Source organism: Streptomyces sp. NPDC058295, from assembly GCF_042880655.1.
GTDB classification, from domain to species: Bacteria; Actinomycetota; Actinomycetes; order Streptomycetales; family Streptomycetaceae; genus Streptomyces; species Streptomyces coriariae.
In genome coordinates, this window is record NZ_JBHVYO010000035.1 from 53302 (window position 1) to 68252 (window position 14951).

At 68.6% G+C, this 14951-nt stretch carries 25 protein-coding genes; 13 read left to right on the plus strand and 12 right to left on the minus strand.

What is annotated here, in order from left to right:
• Window positions 1-92 precede the first annotated feature (92 nt).
• The 11 genes from ACFVYS_RS31015 to ACFVYS_RS31065 all read right to left on the minus strand — a co-directional run bounded on the left by ACFVYS_RS31015 (window position 93) and on the right by ACFVYS_RS31065 (window position 5469).
• The gene (locus ACFVYS_RS31015; RefSeq protein ID WP_389507398.1) at window positions 93-686 is read right to left on the minus strand and encodes a hypothetical protein; all 594 of its coding nucleotides are present in this window, start codon (window positions 684-686) and stop codon (window positions 93-95) included.
• Between the two features lie 6 nt (window positions 687-692).
• A complete protein-coding gene (locus tag ACFVYS_RS31020) occupies window positions 693-1205 on the minus strand; it encodes a hypothetical protein (RefSeq protein WP_389507400.1) in 513 nt (170 codons plus the stop codon).
• A gap of 34 nt (window positions 1206-1239) precedes the next feature.
• Complete coding sequence (locus ACFVYS_RS31025) at window positions 1240-1434, minus strand: hypothetical protein (protein ID WP_389507402.1); 195 nt, start codon at window positions 1432-1434, stop codon at window positions 1240-1242.
• 18 nt (window positions 1435-1452) lie between these two features.
• Window positions 1453-2640, minus strand: a complete 1188-nt coding sequence (locus ACFVYS_RS31030) for a hypothetical protein (protein ID WP_389507404.1) — start codon at window positions 2638-2640, stop codon at window positions 1453-1455.
• A gap of 35 nt (window positions 2641-2675) precedes the next feature.
• Window positions 2676-3290 carry a hypothetical protein gene (locus ACFVYS_RS31035; protein WP_389507406.1) on the minus strand — a complete coding sequence of 205 codons (615 nt, stop codon included), beginning with the start codon at window positions 3288-3290 and terminating at the stop codon, window positions 2676-2678.
• 20 nt (window positions 3291-3310) lie between these two features.
• A complete protein-coding gene (locus ACFVYS_RS31040) occupies window positions 3311-3532 on the minus strand; it encodes a hypothetical protein (protein ID WP_389507408.1) in 222 nt (73 codons plus the stop codon).
• The gene (locus ACFVYS_RS31045) at window positions 3532-3861 is read right to left on the minus strand and encodes a hypothetical protein (RefSeq protein ID WP_389507410.1); all 330 of its coding nucleotides are present in this window, start codon (window positions 3859-3861) and stop codon (window positions 3532-3534) included. The genes ACFVYS_RS31040 and ACFVYS_RS31045 overlap by 1 nt, the downstream gene beginning before the upstream one ends.
• A 145-nt stretch (window positions 3862-4006) precedes the next feature.
• Window positions 4007-4195 (minus strand): hypothetical protein, encoded by a 189-nt coding sequence (locus tag ACFVYS_RS31050; protein WP_389507411.1) that lies wholly within the window; start codon window positions 4193-4195, stop codon window positions 4007-4009.
• Between the two features lie 16 nt (window positions 4196-4211).
• Complete coding sequence (locus ACFVYS_RS31055) at window positions 4212-4607, minus strand: hypothetical protein (RefSeq protein WP_389507413.1); 396 nt, start codon at window positions 4605-4607, stop codon at window positions 4212-4214.
• Window positions 4607-5170, minus strand: coding sequence for a hypothetical protein (locus ACFVYS_RS31060; RefSeq protein WP_389507415.1), 564 nt, complete (start codon window positions 5168-5170; stop codon window positions 4607-4609). Before ACFVYS_RS31060 ends, ACFVYS_RS31055 begins: the two co-directional genes overlap by 1 nt.
• Complete coding sequence (locus ACFVYS_RS31065) at window positions 5170-5469, minus strand: hypothetical protein (protein WP_389507417.1); 300 nt, start codon at window positions 5467-5469, stop codon at window positions 5170-5172. Before ACFVYS_RS31065 ends, ACFVYS_RS31060 begins: the two co-directional genes overlap by 1 nt.
• A 634-nt stretch (window positions 5470-6103) precedes the next feature.
• On the opposite strand from ACFVYS_RS31065, the gene ACFVYS_RS31070 reads away from it, so the two are divergent.
• The 5 genes from ACFVYS_RS31070 to ACFVYS_RS31090 all read left to right on the plus strand — a co-directional run bounded on the left by ACFVYS_RS31070 (window position 6104) and on the right by ACFVYS_RS31090 (window position 10327).
• Window positions 6104-7309: a helix-turn-helix domain-containing protein gene (locus tag ACFVYS_RS31070; protein WP_389507419.1), complete on the plus strand. Its 1206-nt coding sequence runs from the start codon at window positions 6104-6106 to the stop codon at window positions 7307-7309.
• A 248-nt stretch (window positions 7310-7557) separates the two neighbouring features.
• A complete protein-coding gene (locus ACFVYS_RS31075; RefSeq protein ID WP_389507421.1) occupies window positions 7558-7812 on the plus strand; it encodes a hypothetical protein in 255 nt (84 codons plus the stop codon).
• Window positions 7813-8044: 232 nt separating this feature from the next.
• Window positions 8045-9091, plus strand: a complete 1047-nt coding sequence (locus ACFVYS_RS31080; protein ID WP_389507423.1) for a hypothetical protein — start codon at window positions 8045-8047, stop codon at window positions 9089-9091.
• A gap of 13 nt (window positions 9092-9104) precedes the next feature.
• Window positions 9105-9992, plus strand: a complete 888-nt coding sequence (locus ACFVYS_RS31085; protein ID WP_389507425.1) for a replicative DNA helicase — start codon at window positions 9105-9107, stop codon at window positions 9990-9992.
• A gap of 11 nt (window positions 9993-10003) precedes the next feature.
• Window positions 10004-10327 (plus strand): ribonuclease E inhibitor RraB, encoded by a 324-nt coding sequence (locus tag ACFVYS_RS31090; protein WP_389507427.1) that lies wholly within the window; start codon window positions 10004-10006, stop codon window positions 10325-10327.
• 49 nt (window positions 10328-10376) lie between these two features.
• Here the strand turns inward: ACFVYS_RS31090 and ACFVYS_RS31095 are convergent, their stop codons facing one another.
• A complete protein-coding gene (locus ACFVYS_RS31095) occupies window positions 10377-10541 on the minus strand; it encodes a hypothetical protein (RefSeq protein WP_389507429.1) in 165 nt (54 codons plus the stop codon).
• A gap of 115 nt (window positions 10542-10656) precedes the next feature.
• Here ACFVYS_RS31095 and ACFVYS_RS31100 point away from each other — a divergent pair, with 115 nt between their 5' ends.
• From ACFVYS_RS31100 to ACFVYS_RS31135, 8 genes are all read left to right on the plus strand, one after another.
• Window positions 10657-11256 carry a hypothetical protein gene (locus ACFVYS_RS31100; protein ID WP_389507431.1) on the plus strand — a complete coding sequence of 200 codons (600 nt, stop codon included), beginning with the start codon at window positions 10657-10659 and terminating at the stop codon, window positions 11254-11256.
• Between the two features lie 627 nt (window positions 11257-11883).
• On the plus strand, window positions 11884-12285 hold the full coding sequence (locus tag ACFVYS_RS31105; RefSeq protein WP_389507433.1) for a hypothetical protein: 402 nt from the start codon (window positions 11884-11886) through the stop codon (window positions 12283-12285).
• Window positions 12286-12527: 242 nt separating this feature from the next.
• Window positions 12528-12926, plus strand: coding sequence for a hypothetical protein (locus tag ACFVYS_RS31110; protein WP_389507435.1), 399 nt, complete (start codon window positions 12528-12530; stop codon window positions 12924-12926).
• A gap of 47 nt (window positions 12927-12973) precedes the next feature.
• Window positions 12974-13216, plus strand: coding sequence for a hypothetical protein (locus tag ACFVYS_RS31115; RefSeq protein ID WP_389507437.1), 243 nt, complete (start codon window positions 12974-12976; stop codon window positions 13214-13216).
• On the plus strand, window positions 13213-14064 hold the full coding sequence (locus ACFVYS_RS31120; protein ID WP_389507439.1) for a hypothetical protein: 852 nt from the start codon (window positions 13213-13215) through the stop codon (window positions 14062-14064). The genes ACFVYS_RS31115 and ACFVYS_RS31120 overlap by 4 nt, the downstream gene beginning before the upstream one ends.
• Before the next feature lie 135 nt (window positions 14065-14199).
• Window positions 14200-14334, plus strand: a complete 135-nt coding sequence (locus ACFVYS_RS31125) for a hypothetical protein (RefSeq protein ID WP_389507441.1) — start codon at window positions 14200-14202, stop codon at window positions 14332-14334.
• A gap of 2 nt (window positions 14335-14336) precedes the next feature.
• Entirely contained in the window at window positions 14337-14723 is a 387-nt protein-coding gene (locus ACFVYS_RS31130) for a DUF4326 domain-containing protein (protein ID WP_389507443.1), read from the plus strand.
• The gene (locus ACFVYS_RS31135) at window positions 14720-14950 is read left to right on the plus strand and encodes a hypothetical protein (protein WP_389507445.1); all 231 of its coding nucleotides are present in this window, start codon (window positions 14720-14722) and stop codon (window positions 14948-14950) included. The genes ACFVYS_RS31130 and ACFVYS_RS31135 overlap by 4 nt, the downstream gene beginning before the upstream one ends.
• The last annotated feature ends 1 nt before the right edge of the window (window position 14951 follow it).

The following is a 14951-nucleotide window of genomic DNA, read 5'->3' on the forward strand; positions in this document are numbered from 1 at the left end:
ATTCCTGCCGTGGATGCCCGGCCGACCGGTCATACGAGACCCGGATCCTGGGCATCCAGCGGTGTCAGTGAGTGAGGAATGAACATCAACGGTTACTTTGCGTTGACCTTCTTGGTGCGGCGTGCGGCCACTGCGATGAGCATCCCGCCGCCGGCCGTGATGGCCAGCAGGCCCGTGGAGTTGATGCTGCTGCCGCCACCACCGCCAGCGCCTTCGGCAGACCCGACCGAAGCCATGTCGGTCCCGGCCGCGCTGCTTCCGCCGCCCTGGTACTGGGCCTGGCAGTCCGACACGACCGAGCTGTACTTCACGCCCATCTGCTTGCCGATCAGGCTCTTGTCGGCCTGCACACAGGCGTCGACAAACTTCTTCCGGTCGGCTTCCTCGGCCTCCTGCTCCTTACTCTGAGCAGCGGTCGCCTTGTTGATTTCCTTCAGTTCCTGGATGCGCAATTCCTGCTGCTTCAGGGCGAGTTCCTGGGACTTCAGGCCGTTCTCCTGGGCCTGCGCGGCGTAGTGCTGCCAGGTCAGCATTCCTCCGCTCGCAATCACGGTGACGCCGACAGCCAGGGCAACCTTTCCGCGCCTGGTCAGGCCGGGCTTAACCGGATACACGGTGTTGCCGTATGCGCTGGTCTCGGTGGCGAATTCGGGGGCGAATTCGTTGTGGAATTCCTCGGGGGACATGGGGGCTTATTCTCCGTTCTTGCGGGCGGCGTGCGCGGACAAAGTGATGAGGTTGCTGACCTGCGCGAACGTGCGCTCGGGCGGGTCGTTCCAGGCGAAGAACGGCCCATGGACGCCGTGCTCGCGGAGGGTCTGCTGCATGTAGTCGACGGCCCGGTTCCGTGAGGCTGGGGTGACGTGTCCGGTGCGCTCGAGGAGGGTCTGGGCGCCGCGGATGCACATCCGTCCCGTCGGGGAGAAGTCCAGGGACCGTCCCCAGCCGTACCGCTCGAGGACAGCCAACGTCTGGGTGAGGTGGTCGGAGGGGATGAGCGGGATGGGGTTCTGCCACAGACCGAGGGCGGCCATCTGGTTGCGGACGCCGGCGGGGATGAGGAGGTGCAGGCGGGAGGGGTAATCGGGGGCTACGGGGGCGGGGCGGGAGGCCGGGGCCGGCCTGCGCGTCGGGGTGGGTGCGGGGCGTACGGGTGCGGAGCCGGCGGGCGCCGTCCGCTGTCCGATCTGCTGGTCCAGGGCCATGTCGGCCTCCCTTCTGGTGGGGTGTTTGTACTGGTCAGGGACGGTTCTGTGGTGCGGTGCGTTTCGTCAGCTGCCGTACAGCAAGCAGTAGGCGGCGCTTCGTGATCCGCGGGTCCTGCCGTCTGGTCGTGGCGCGCGGCAGGGCGGGCGGGGCGATGACGATCGTGGAGCGGGGACTGCGGCCCTCGGGCGGGGTGCCGTAGTACGGGCCGAACACGCGCTGATCCATCGGTGGTTCTCCTTCTGGTTACGGGTTGTTACCGGTGACCTTGGTGTGGATTTCCTTGTAGAGGGCTCGGATGTCGTCGGTCTTGAGGCCGTACTTGGCGTCGCGCCAGGCCCGCTCGAAGGCGTTCTGGGAGGGGGCGGGGCCGGTGCCGCGGAGGTCGAAGTAGAGGTCGTAAGCGAGCCTGTGACGGTCGGCTTCGCCCATGTCGGGCCTCTGCTGCGCCTGCGCCTCGCCGGGGTTCGCCTGGGGCGCGCCCTCGATGGGCCCTGTGGTGCGCCCTGCTGCGCCCTCGCTGGTCAGACCGCTTATGTCGTCGGGCGCCTCGCCTACTGCGCCCTCGCCTCGAAATGTGGGGCGCAGGGAGCGCAGGGCGTAGGCCTCGGACCGGTCCGGGAGGGACTTGAAGGCGCCCATGCGGTCGATGCGGGTGGTGATCCGCATCTCGGTGCCGAGTTCGTCCAGGGTGTCGTTGAGGCCGTGGAAGGAGGCGTCGCCGGCGCGCATCAGCGCCTTGTCGTAGGTGCGCTGCCGCATGTACCAGGGCTTACCGAGCGTGGCCAGGGCGATGAGTTTGTCCTGGGCGTTGCGTCGGCTGATGGCCTGCGCGTCAGCGCCGCGGGACCCGATGCCGAGCTGGCTCTCGAAGCGCTTGAGGCGGTCACGCCACCAGCGGGCCAGGATGCCGTCCGACTTGATCTCGATCTTCTTGAGCTTCGTCTCCAGACCGAGAAGCTTGTGCAGGCCGTAGGCGAGCATGACGGGACCGACGATGCGGACGACCGCGGTCCCGATGTCTTCCTGCTGGAACCGGACGACCTCGAAGGCGCCGATGGCCTGGGCGAAGACGAGGAGGTAGGCGGCGCGCGCGGTGCCCTTGTCCTCAAAGGCCCACGAGTAGACGGTGAGTCCGAGGACGATGCCCTCCAGCGCGAGGCCGACGGTGAGGGTCCAGGGCGCGACCATGTGGAGGCGGGCTTCGGCAAAGACGATCGAGGTGTTGGCGGAGAGACCGAAGCCAAGGAGGACGACGAGGCCCATGCCGAGGAAGCCGGTGAGGGTGCGCCGTTTCTGCGGGTCGCGGGTCTTCTTGGTGGTGCGGGACTTCGCGGCCATGCGGTAGCCGAAGCCGAGGGTGGTCAGGGCGAGCAGGGCGGCCCATGCCGTTACGGGCATCTGCTCGACCGCGTTCTGCACTGTGGACAGCATGGGCGGGGTTCCTTCCTGGCGTATCGGGTGGAGGGTCAGGCGGTGCAGTGGGGGGTGTTGGGCAGTCCGGCGAGGGCGGCGATGGCGTCCCCGGTCAGGTACTGGTCGCGGTGGAGTGCGCGGGCGACGGTGAGGACGGCCTCCCAGCACGTGTTCAGGGCCTGGTCGGCGAGGTCGTGGACGACGAGGTAGTCGACTGCCCTGTCGCCGAACCCGACGTGCGGGTTGATAGCCAGGAAAGAGGCCCGGTCGCCGTGGGCGCCTTCCTCTACGGCGACGGCCCGCTCGGGGGTCCACAGGCCGGCTTCGCGCAGCCACCGGTCGACGGCGCGTTCTCCCGCGGCGGAGAAGATGGCGTAGGCGTGGCCGTCGGCGAGGTGGCAGGCGTAGGTGACGCCGCCTTCCTGCGTGGTGGCTTCGCCTGTGACGATCTTGGCGGAATGGAGGTGGGCCTGCCCGGTGAGGACGGTGACGGCGTGTCCGGCTTCGTGGATGGCGCGCAGGTAGTCGAGTTGAGTGGGGTCCAGGTTGAGGCGGGTGTCGGTGTCGTCGCCGACGGCGTTGGGTGCGTGGTTGCGGGTGGGGTAGGGCTGGTCGAGGACACGCGTGTCGTGGTGCCACGTGGTGGCGGGTGCCGGAGTGGTGGTCACGGGTTCGGTGTCCTTCCGGGTCAGGCGGCGAGGTGGAGGGCGCGGCGGAGGCGGCGGGTGATGCGCTGCCTGCGGGTGGGGGTCCAGCGGCGGGCGGTGGTCTTCAGGGCCTGGTGCCAGTCGCCGGTGTAGGCGGCGGTGCCGGGCGGGATGTCGGAGCCGATGATCTGGAAGACCCGCATGCGGGCTTCGGCGTCGCTGATGGGCTGCTGCGGGCCGGGGGTGGGGAGTGTGGTGGCCATCAGACGGTCTCCTTCTCCTGCTCGTTGGCGGAGGGAACGGGAACGAACATCTGGCTGAGGACCGGCCCGGCAACGTTGTTCGCGGCGTAGCTGGTGAGGATGGCGAGGACGACGGCCGGCCACTGGTTCCAGTCGAGGAGGAGGTAGTAGCCGGCGAGTCCGGCGAGGACGATGACGGCTATGAGGAGGAGTTCGCCGGTCAGGTTGAGGGCGGCGGCCTTGGCCTTGTCGGCGGTCGCCATGTCGGCGGCGTAGCGGCGGTAGTTGGTGGCGGCGGCCCACAGGGAGTAGCAGCGGGCGGTGTGGCGTTCGCGGGTGTCCTGGTCCACGGTCTGTCCTATCGGTGTGGTCTGGTGGTGGGGGCTGGTCGTGCTCGGGGCTGCACCACCCTGGGGGCGGTGGGTGATGCAGCCTCGGGCAGGGCCAGAGGGGTGCCGCCCGGCCCAGGGGGCCAGACCGGGCGGCGGTCTCGTGTTACCGGAGGGGCTTGATCTGGTCGGAGGGCACGGTGTGGATCTGGCCCTGGCGGAGGTGGATGCCGCAGCCCTCGATCTGGACGCGGGCGGTGTTTCCGTCGTCGGCGATGACGCGGACGGGAACGGTGATGCCGGAGCCTCCGATGTGCGGGAGTACGGACTTCTCGTCGACCTTGTGGATAGGCAAGGGGTTCCTCCTGGGGTCAGATGCCGCTGATGAGGGCGGCGGCTTCGTTGGTGTGGTCGCGGGGTGTGTAGTCGGCGGTGTCGCGTACGTGCTGCTCCCCGAGCCGCTGGAGTTCCTTGACGGTGTCCGGGGCGATCTCGTCCGGGTCCGGGTTGGTGTTCTGGGTGAGTTCGTCGAGGGTGGGGTTGGTGGCCGGGTTCGTGACGTCGGCGGCGAGGCCGGCGAGCGCTTCGGGAAGGTCCGGGCCGTCCGGGTTGCCGAGGAGCGTGAGGAGCGTCTGCGCCGCGTCCAGGGAGAGTTCGCCGTTGGCGGCGGCTTCCTTCGCGATGCGGATCCCGTCCAACATCTGGTCCAGGCCCGGGATCCAGCCGAAGCCGGACAGGTCGTCCAACGTGTCGTCGAGGCCGGACATCAGGCGTCGTCCTCATCCGCGTACGGGTCAGCGATCTCGCCGAACCACTCGTCCAGCAGGAGCGTCCTGGCCAGCTTCAGCTTGCTGCCCTCGGTCTGGTCCAGAACGTCCTTCATGATCTGGACCAGGTCCAGTTCGGTGAACGTGTCGGTGATGAACGCTGCGGCTTCCGGGGAGTGCTGCGCGACCGCGGCCGCCGACCACTCCCCCGACGCGATGGCCTCACCCGGCGCTACCCAGGTGTCCGGCACGTCTGCGGTGGGCTGGCTGCTGGCGTACGCGGACAGGGAGTCGACCGTGTCCGACAGGGACTCCGCCTGCTTCGCCGTCAGGTCGATGCTGCGGCACAGGCCGGTGTCGTCACCGGTGATACCGATCGGGGCGAGGTTCAGGCGGATCGTGGGCCAGGCGTCGTCGGACTGGATCCCGGACAGAATGCGCAGCGCTTCAGACAGGTGACCGATCGCCCGGTCGCGGGCGGCCTTGTCGGCGTCGCAGAGCGCGCAGCCGGGAACGAGGTGCGGGGTGGGGCCGTGGGAGTGGCCGGCGTCGTGGTTCAGCATCACGCCACCGCCTTCAGGACGCGGTCGGATCCGGTCCAGGTGGCACCGGTGTAGTGCTGGCTGCTGTCGTGGAGGTCCTCGATGAGGACGGCGAAGCGGGCGGCGTTACGGCGGAGGATGCGGCGGGCCTCGGCGACGTCGGTGACGACGGCGAGGACCTGGAACAGGCCGTCCGCGTTGTCGTACACCGTGCCCGGTGTACGCGGGCCGATCTGGTCGGCGGTAGATACCGGCGCGTCCTGGTGGACGAAGTTGCCGGGGTGCGGTGCCCTGTAAGGGGTTGTCGTGAGATCCTTCATGGCGGATCTGGCCTCCTGTTGTGGCAGGTAGGGCGGTTCCAGTCCTTGGCGGTGCTCCAACACCGCTTCGGACAAGCGACCCCGGTCCGGCGAAAGCTGGTTCGGGGTCGTGTTCGTTGTGCTGAAACTAGAGTCCAACACCTGGTGGACTTTGTCAACAGGGTTGGGCCATACTGAGGGAGCGTCATTGGCGAACGAGAGAAAGAAGGAGGCCCCGCGGTTGATGACCATCCCGGAGATTGCGGAGCACAGAGGCCTTAGCCGACAGCGCGTCCACCGCATCGCCCGGTCTGATCCGAAGTTCCCGCAGCCCGTCTTCGAGCCTGGGTCCACGCGCCCGAAGTACCCCGGAGACGCAGTCGACCAGTTCTTCGACACGCGGGTCCTTCGGCCAGGCCGCCGCACCGACTTGGAAGCGGAACAGAAGGAAGGCGAAGCAGATGACTGACAGCTGGTCTGCATGCGCCCCTCCGAAATCGTCGATCAGTGCTGACTCCATGCCAGCACCGGTCAGGACCCCCGGAGTTCAGGCAGCTGTTGGCAATCAGCCCAGCTCCGGATTGCCAACAGACAAAGACGACGAACAGGGCGGCAAGCCCTCCCGGCGAGATGTGAGAGGAGGAAGACTCACGGCATGACGACCTTCCCGGAACTGCTCCGTGAGTGGCGTATGGCTGCTCACATGTCCCTCGCCGACCTGGCGCAACGCGTGCGCTACGACCGGACGTCGCTGCACAACTTCGAGACCGGCCGCCGGCCGACTCCGCTGTGCGTGGCCGAGGCCGCGGACGAGGCGACCGGCGCGAACGGCGCGCTGGTGGAGCAGTGGCAGCGGGAAGACAGAGAGCGCAGGGAAGCTGCGGTCGCGCACCGGACCCGTGCGGCAGCGCTGGCAATGTCGCGGGATCTCACCGCGCTGGCGGATCTGGACATCAGCGAGCTCCAGGACGGTGTGGCCGCGACGGCCGTGGACTACCTGGCGTCTCCGCCGGCGCCGATGATGGACCGGGCGCACGCTCTGCGCGGAGAGGCGTTCGAGCGGATCCGTTCGGGTCACCATCGGCCGCAGGACCGTTCGGACCTGTACGTCACCGCGGGTCGCCTGTCCGGTGTCCTGTCGTACGCGCTGCTCGACATGGGCGACGCAGACGAGGCCCTCGAGCACGCCACGGCCGCCGGCCGGTGCGCGGAGTTCGCGGGGGATGCGGAGCTGGCGGCCTGGGTGGCCGGGACGAAGTCTCTGATCGCCCGCTTTCAGGGCGACTACGGGCGGGCGCTGGAGTACATCCAGGACGGCTACCAGTGGGTTGGCCACGGGCACGGCACCGGTGAGGCCCGGCTGCGGTGCGGTGAGGCGCAGTGCTTCGCGAACCTCGGTGACTCGAGGCTGGCGAACGCGGCGCTGAACGGTGCCGAGGCGGCGCGGGAGCGGATCCGGCGCCAGGACTCCCTGGAAGGTCTGTTCGGGTTCTCGCGGGCGAAGCAGTCGTACTACGCCGGCTCGAGCCTGATCTGGCTGGAGGGCGGGCACGACGCGGAACGCGCGCAGCGGGAGGCCCTCGAGGCGATCGAGCTGTGGCAGTCCGGACCGGCCGAGGAGCGGTCGCTGGATGACGAGCGGCTGGCCCACATCTACCTGGCGACGGCCCGGGTGCAACTCGATGACGTCGAGGGCGCGGCCGATGCCCTCGCGGCGGTGCTGTCGTTGCCAGTGGAAGAACAGATCTCGTGGATCGTGAAGCGGATGGACCGGGTGGCGGGGATGCTCAGCGCACCTCGGTACGCGGGTAACCAGACGGCGATCGAGACCGTGGAAGCGATCAACGCCCTCGCGGCGTGACAGGAGAGGATGGATCTATGCGCGCACCGCCCTGATCAGCAGAAACGGCCGACTGGTGGCTAGACCTGTCGACCGTTCTGCGCCGGCGTACTGCGAATACGTACCGGCGATGACCCACCAACCCCTGTGAGGAAGGCAGTCGAGATGACTCTACTTGTTGGCGATCCTCTCGCGCTTCCCCCGGTTGTCCGGGGAGGAGCAAGTTGAAGGACCCCGACCCGAGAACCGTGGACGCTCTGCCCCCTGTCGTGACCTTCGCTACTGGCGCCCAGCTCCTGGTGCGCCTTGGCCTGGCGAAGAACATGACCCGGGAGGGCGTACGCCGTCTCTCCAAGCACCCGGCCTGGCCGTTCGGACCGGACCGCCCGTACCCGTACTGGGACCTGGCGAACGCCGACGCGATGGAGACCGGCCCGTTCCTGAAGTTCTTCGAGGACCACCCGATCGTGGGCCGCGGACCGGACAAGGAACCAGGCAGCCGTAAGGCACCCCACCAGCAGTAACGGTCGATTTTCGGACCTCAGATCGCAGCCTGAGCCCGGAAACGCAAGACGGCCCAGCAGGAGTTCGCAGCTCCTCTGCCAGGCCGTCCAAGCAAGACCAGTGGATTGGCGTCCGCTGGCAAGGTGAGATCCATATCCAGAAAGCAGGTGTCTCGTTGTCGAGACTACCCGTACCCCCCGGTCTGTCGACAAGTAGCCCCCGCGTGATCCTTCGCATGGCGGGGGTGCTCAGGTGAGCTACGGCTGGATCGAACGCGGCCCGATGGCGGCCGACAACTTCACCCAGATCAGCAACAGCCTCTTTCGTGACCCGCGCCTGTCGGCCAAGGCCAAGGGCATCTTCGGCTTCATCTCCACGCACCGAAGTGGTTGGGGTCTGACACCCGAGTCGATCGCGGCGGCGATGAAGGACGGCGTGTCGGCTATCAAGGGCGGTCTGCGGGAGCTCGAGGCGTTCGGCTACCTGGGTCGGACGCAGCGCCGGAAGCCGGACGGAACGATGGGACCTGTGGTCTACCGGATCACGGATATGCCCAGGTCGGAACCGGTGGATGGAAACCTCCCTGCGGCCGTGACCTGCAAAGATTCTGAATCGTCGCAGGTCGCGGTAGAAACGTGCAGGTCGGAACCGGCGGATGAAAATCCGCCAGCGGCTAATCCGCCGGCGGCTAATCACCCGCATAAGAAGACCATTCCTCAGAACACCAGCAGCAAGAACACCACCTCCCCCTCCCGTCCCCCGCTCGGGCTGGTGCCGTCGCCGGCTGAGGACCAGGGAGGAGGGGGAGGGGATGCTCCGCAGCAGCAGGAAAAGCAAGACACCGCGGCGGCCGCGTTCGTGGACCGACTCCCCTACGGGGCAAGGATTCCGGGTCCTCGGCAGCGTGCCCATCTGGTCGAGCGGGTGAGCACCGCTCTGGCGGCCGGCTGGACAGAGTGGGCACTGCGAGTGCAGCTGACGGAAGAGACTGACTCGGCGAAGTCGCTGTACGCCGTCTACAGGCATCGCTTGTCGCCTGAGTGGCTGCCTGCCGCTCCCCCGCTGCCGAAGCCTCGTACGGGCGATGACGGGCCGTCACAGGCGACCGCAATGCCGGGCCGGGCGCGCTGCCAGTGCGGGAACCCGTACTTCCCGTCTGCGGACGTGGACGACGACCGGTGCAAGGAGTGCCGCAGTGAATCAATTCCCGCACCCGTAGCAAGGACCAACGAGGACTATGTGCGTGCGGCTGCTGTCGCCCGCAAGGGGATCGCCAAGGCAGGAGGGCATCGTGGCTGACCAAGGGGGACCAATGGACGAAAAGGAAGAGGTTGCGGCCTCGGACCACATCGGGGACGTCTGCGAAGGGCTCATGGACACGTTGGAGAGCGTGGCTCACGGGAAGGGTGAGACGCTCACAGGCCTCGGGACTGGGTTTGAGGACCTGGACTATTTGACCCGCGGGCTCGAGCCCGGAACGCTGACCGTGGTTGCGTCCAGGCCGGCCATGGGACGCACGACCTTCCTGTCGGACATCTGCCGTCACAACGCCATCAAGAACAACATTCCTACGCTGGTCTTCACATTGGAGGAGAACCGCCAGTCGTTCACGCGTCGCGTGGTGGCAGCGGAGGCCCGGGTCCCCATCCACCACATGCGCGCCGGAACGATGACCGACGAAGACTGGACCCGGCTGGGCCGCCGCTTGCCGGTCGTCCTTGAGTCCCCGCTGTTCATCAGGGACACCGCGCGCGTCGACATGCGGCTCATCCAGTTGGAGACGGCCACCATGATGGAGAAGCGCGACGTACGCCTCGTATGCATTGACGGCGTTCAGGACATCCGTCCGGAGAAGCGCAGCGACCTTCGGGAACGCGAAGTGGGCGACGTGGTGCGAGATCTGAAGACCATGGCCCGCGAGCTCGACATCCCCGTTGTCGTTACATCGCACCTGAACCGCAGCCCGGAGTACCGGCCAGACAAGATTCCTAGGTTGGACGACCTGCGCGAATCCGGCGCCATCACGTTCGCCTCGGACACGCTGATCATGCTGCACCGAGAAGACGCTTACGAGAAGGAATCCCCCCGCGCCGGTGAAGCCGACCTGATTGTGGCGAAGCACAGACACGGGCCAGCAGCCACGGTGATGGTTGCCCATCAGGGGCACTATGGACGGTTCGTTGACATGGCGCAGCCCTGAGGAGCAGCACAATGACGAACGGCGTCGTCCCGTACACGCACTGGGCGTACTTTTCCGACGAGGAGAGTGCCCGGCGCTGCGCCGAAGATCTGTCCGACTATGTGATCCGGATTCGGCCGCCGTGGGAGGAGGTCCCCGACTGGCTGCTCCTGGCCGGCCGGGACGTAGGCCCGGAGGACGATGCTCTGATCCGGCGGCACCACGAGGTTCAGGCCATCGTGGAGAAGCACGGCGGGCTGTACGACTACGGCGAGTTCACCCTGGACCTGTCCACAGGTAAGGCGGTCGCCGATCCGATCCTGACTGGCGAGTGGAAGATGGGCGGGGATCGCTGACCGGCCGCACATGACGGCGCCCCCAGCCTTCCGGTCTGGGGGCGCGCCGTCAGTCGGCGGGTGTCCAGGGTGGTGGCGGGGTGACGTTCGTTCCCTCGCACCACCAGCAATCCCACTCATTGGGCAACTCGTACAGCTCCCGCCAGAACCCCTTCGGCTGCCCCCACACCGCGCAGTCCGCGCCGCACCAGCCGCACTCGAAAGCGAAGTCCACGACCGTCCCCTCCCCGGGCCCCGTATCCGGTCTTCCCTCCGGCGGCGGGGCCCATCCGTGTCCCTTCCCGCCGATTTTGCCCGCGTCGCCCCTCCGATCCCAGGAGACTGCCCGCATGACAACCAGCAGCCCCCGCCCCGCGACCGTGCAGCCCTACCCGGCCGGCACCCAGTGGACGTTCTCCTCCCACCGCACCGGCTACACCAAGACCGAAGAGCTCGTCCTGTACGCGGAGCCGAACGGTGCGTCGATGAGCGACGACTACCTCCCCGAAGAGACCAGCGCCAGCGAGCTGTGGCGGATGTGGGTGGACAAGTACGCCAACTACTTCCACCAGAAGTGGCCCACCGCGTACCGGCCTGGTGAGGTGCACATCTACTGGACCGTCACCCAGCCCACGTTCAACGGTACTTTCGAGGGTGCCCCGCACGCTGTGGGCACGCCACCCGACCCTGAGATGGTGGCGCTGTTCGGGTCGTCGAGGGAGTCGGAGCACTTCCTGACGCACTTCACCGACCCGGTGCATGCGGTGACCGGGGAGCGGCTGAACTGGCTGCGCCTTCCGGTCTTGGACCGCGGGTGGAACGAGACTGCGGCGCATAAGGGCGGGTTCATCCAGGAGGTGACGGGTTGGAAGCCGGCCCCGTTGCAGACGACGATGGACGTGGTCCAGGTCGGGAAGGCTGCGGGCGTGTACGTGCCGCCTCTGGGCTGATCGGGGCAACGTCTGCCGGTGGGTGCTGGGATGCTGTGGGTGTTCCCGCATGGCGGGGACGACTCCGGGAAGCGCCCCCACGACCTGCCGCCCACTGGGCAGTGAGGGGAAGTGCTGGGCCGGCCCCCGGACGTCCACCCGGGGGCCGCTTCACGCCTGGGTGGCGTCTTCCCGCGGCGCGGTCGGCAGCTCGGTGTGGGAATCCGACCAGTGCGACACCCACCCGCAGTTCCCGCAGGCATACCTGCCGTTCACCCCTGAGATCTCCGTCCCGCAGCGTCGACATCCCGTCGTCGTGATCTCCTGTGCCTCCAGGAACGCCGCCGCCTCTGCGGGTGTAGTCCCGGGCGGGGTAGCGGGGCGCTTCTGGTGCTGGGTCACTCGGCCGACCCTACCCGCGGGTCCGGTGTCGTCTTGGAGATGGGGCCGCATAGGGGGCAGAGCCAGGAGCCGTCGGGGCCTTGCTGGGCCGTGCCGCCGCACTTGTTGCAGTTCACGTGGGGCCTCCCTGGTGCTGGTGTCGGCAGGGTCCAGGATGCTGCCGGGCCGGGCTGGGCGGAACCCCCGCGGCCTGTCGGTGGCCGCTGGCATGCTGATGGCGCCGACAACCAGCCTGGAGGATCGCCCGTGGATTTGAGCCGTACACCCGCGCAGATTGCCACCGCCGCAGCCGAGGAACTTCGGGCGTTCAACCACCGCACGCTGGAAGCGAAAGCCTTCGACCAGCCCGGCGACGTGTCCGATGCCGCCGATGCCTTGGCCCGGGTCGTGCAGTACCTCCCGCAGGCCCTCCGCCAGCTCGAGACCGGTTTGGAACGGCTTCACGAGGAGCAGCGGATCCGGCTGGACGACAAGCCGCCCGCGGAGACTTCGCAGCAGGACGTCTTCGACCGTGTGATGACGGTGGTGTTGGCGTTGCGGGAGGCGCGGGTGGATCTGTCCCGGCTGGATGACCGGATGCGTGAGGTGAAGGGCCCGTTGTCGCATATGGGTGCGCCGTGGGAGGACGCAGAGGAGCCGGCTCCGTGAGCTGTGTTTGAGGGGTTGTTCAGGGGCGGGTGCCTGCGGGTGCCCGCCCTTTTGTGTGCCCGGGGTCCGTCGAACCCATGGCGGTGCAATGGGATATGAGTTAGAGTGGGTCAGGTGGTCGCCCCGCACACGCCAGGCCAGACCCCACACACCCAAACCCCTCCCGGCTGGCCCGCGCAGGGGCAATCCCACACCCCCAACCGCGAGAACCTGACCCCACCGCCTGCCACCGGAGGCCACCCATGCCGGAACCCACCCCCCTCACCACCCGCCCCCTCACCGAGGGCGAATACAACGCCGCCTGGCACGCCGCCGAAGGCGCGGCCGGCGAGGAGGGAGCCGACCCCGGGACGATCCTCCACGCGGTCCTCAACAGGCTCGGGATTGCCTGGCCCGGCGCCGAGGCGCAGCCGGCCGTCGAGGAGCAGTGCACTGCCAGCTGGCCGACGTTCACCCTCCAGCGCTGGAACTGGCCGACCAACGCGTGGAAGACGCATGGCACCTACGGCTCGGAGCGGGGCGAGGGCAACGCCTACTTCGCCGTGGCCAGCGAGCGCGCCTCGCAGACGGGGCCGATCCGGCTGCTGAAGGACGGTGTTCCGGTACTCGCCGATGACCCGGCCGCGTACTACGACGCCTGACCTGCCGTGATCACCCGCCCGCGACCCCACCCACCTCGGAGGCGCGCATGCCATACCCGCCCGCAGACGACCGGCTCCGACACCTACTCGCCCAACGCATCAACTGCCATGTCGCCACATGGAACCTGGCGTTCTTCATCGCTGGAGCCATCATCGACGACCCCGCAATCCGCGCCGAACTCGACCGGATCGCCGCCGCGCACACCGCAGGCCAGCACTGCGGAGACCGCAACTGCCGCGCCTGCTTCGACGCCGCCACCACGCCGGCCCCGACCTTGGAGCAGCCGTGAACAACCACACCACCCCCGAGCCACAGCCCACCGTCTGGGTCGACGGCGACCCGCTGATGGAAGCCATCGCCGCCGCCATCTGGGAGCAGTGCGAGCGCCATGCTGGTGGCGGCAGTGGCATCGTCGTCGACGACCCGCGGAACATCGCCGCCGCCGCCGCGTCTGCTGTGCGACCGCCCGCCACCGACCACGCGGCGCTCCGGGAGCAGATCGCCGAGGCGCTCGGGTCCTTGCAGGGGACTGTCCACCACCTGCCGCCCGCCACCCGGCAGGCGGTCATCGACGCGGTCCTCGCGGTGCTGCCCGAGCCCGCAGACCGGACGGCCGAGATCCGGGCGGCGCTGCTGCGGGAGCTGGCCGACAAGGCCACCGAGTGGGATGGCCACATCACCGTGCAGGAGCTGCGCCGCATGGCCCGCAAGGCCGGGCCTGCTGCCGCCGGGCCGGGTCGGACGGCGGGCGTCGCCCAGTCCGAACCCGAACCGCCCACCCCCCGGTGCGCCCACTGCCGCCACCCGAAGGGGGACCACGACGGCCGCGCAGACCACCGCGAGCGCTACTCGCCGCTCGTGGCGGGTGATCCGTGGTGCCACGCCTGCGACGCCGGATGCGACTACACGCCTGCCGTTGGCGGGGCGCAGCAGCCGAAGGCTGACGGCAACCGCGTCGTCGCCTACCGCTCCGCCCTCCCCGGCGCCTGGTCGATCTACTGCACCCGCCACACCAGCGAACTCGGCGACGGAGTCATCCCGCTCACCTCCGACGACCTGCCCGACGGCGGCCTGTGCGCCAGCTGTGGCGTGGACGTGCTGATCGAGCAGCAGACGGAGGCGACCGACCGTGGCTGAGTACGCCGCGCCGCCACCCTGCCCGCGCTGCGGGTTGAAGCGGGCCATCGTCCGTCTGCGGCGCTGGCCGTGGCGCCGCGGACAGTGGTGGCGCTGCTACGGCTGCTTCACCAAATACCAGACCGTGGCCGCGTCGTGAGCAGCGTGCCGGGCTGGCTGGTCCTCGAGGCCCTGGTCGCCGCCCACATCGCCGCCATCGGCCTCCTCGCCCTCGCCATCTACGCCACACGCGCCGGCATCCGCCGCATCCGAACCCGCAGAAAGGCCTGACCGTGCCGATCCGAATCCAGCGCAAGCGAACCCCCGGCTGGACGCTCGCCGCCGCCACGGACAACCCGAACGGTGCCGTCATCGTCAGCCGACCCTCCCACTTCGGGAACCCGTTCACGATCAAGGACGCCCTCGAAGCCGAGATGGACAACCCACGCAGCGCCTGCGCCTCCAACTACGCCGAGTGGCTGCGCGTTGGGACCGAGGGCGGATGGTACGAGGAGACCTACCGCATCGGCCGCCAGGTCTTCGACCGCCGCCGGATCCTCGCCGACCTCCACACGCTGCGCGGCAAGGACCTCGCCTGCACCTGCCCGCTCCCCAAGCCCGGCCAACCCGACCACTGTCACGCGGCGGTTCTTCTCGAGCTGGCAGCCAAGGCCTCATGACCTACCTGGTTTGCAAGGGCTGCAAGCGACGTTCGAAGAACCCGTCGGCGACCGGCTACGGGCCCGTCTGCGCCCGCAAACGCACCCCACCCGCCCCACGCCGCCACCGCACCCCCGCAAGGCGCTCCAGCGCCCGCCCAGCCCCCGTACGGCCCGCCCTCGACGAACTCCCCGGACAAGAAGCCTTCGACCTGTTCTTCCACCAAACGACCCTCTGGAGTCTCTGAC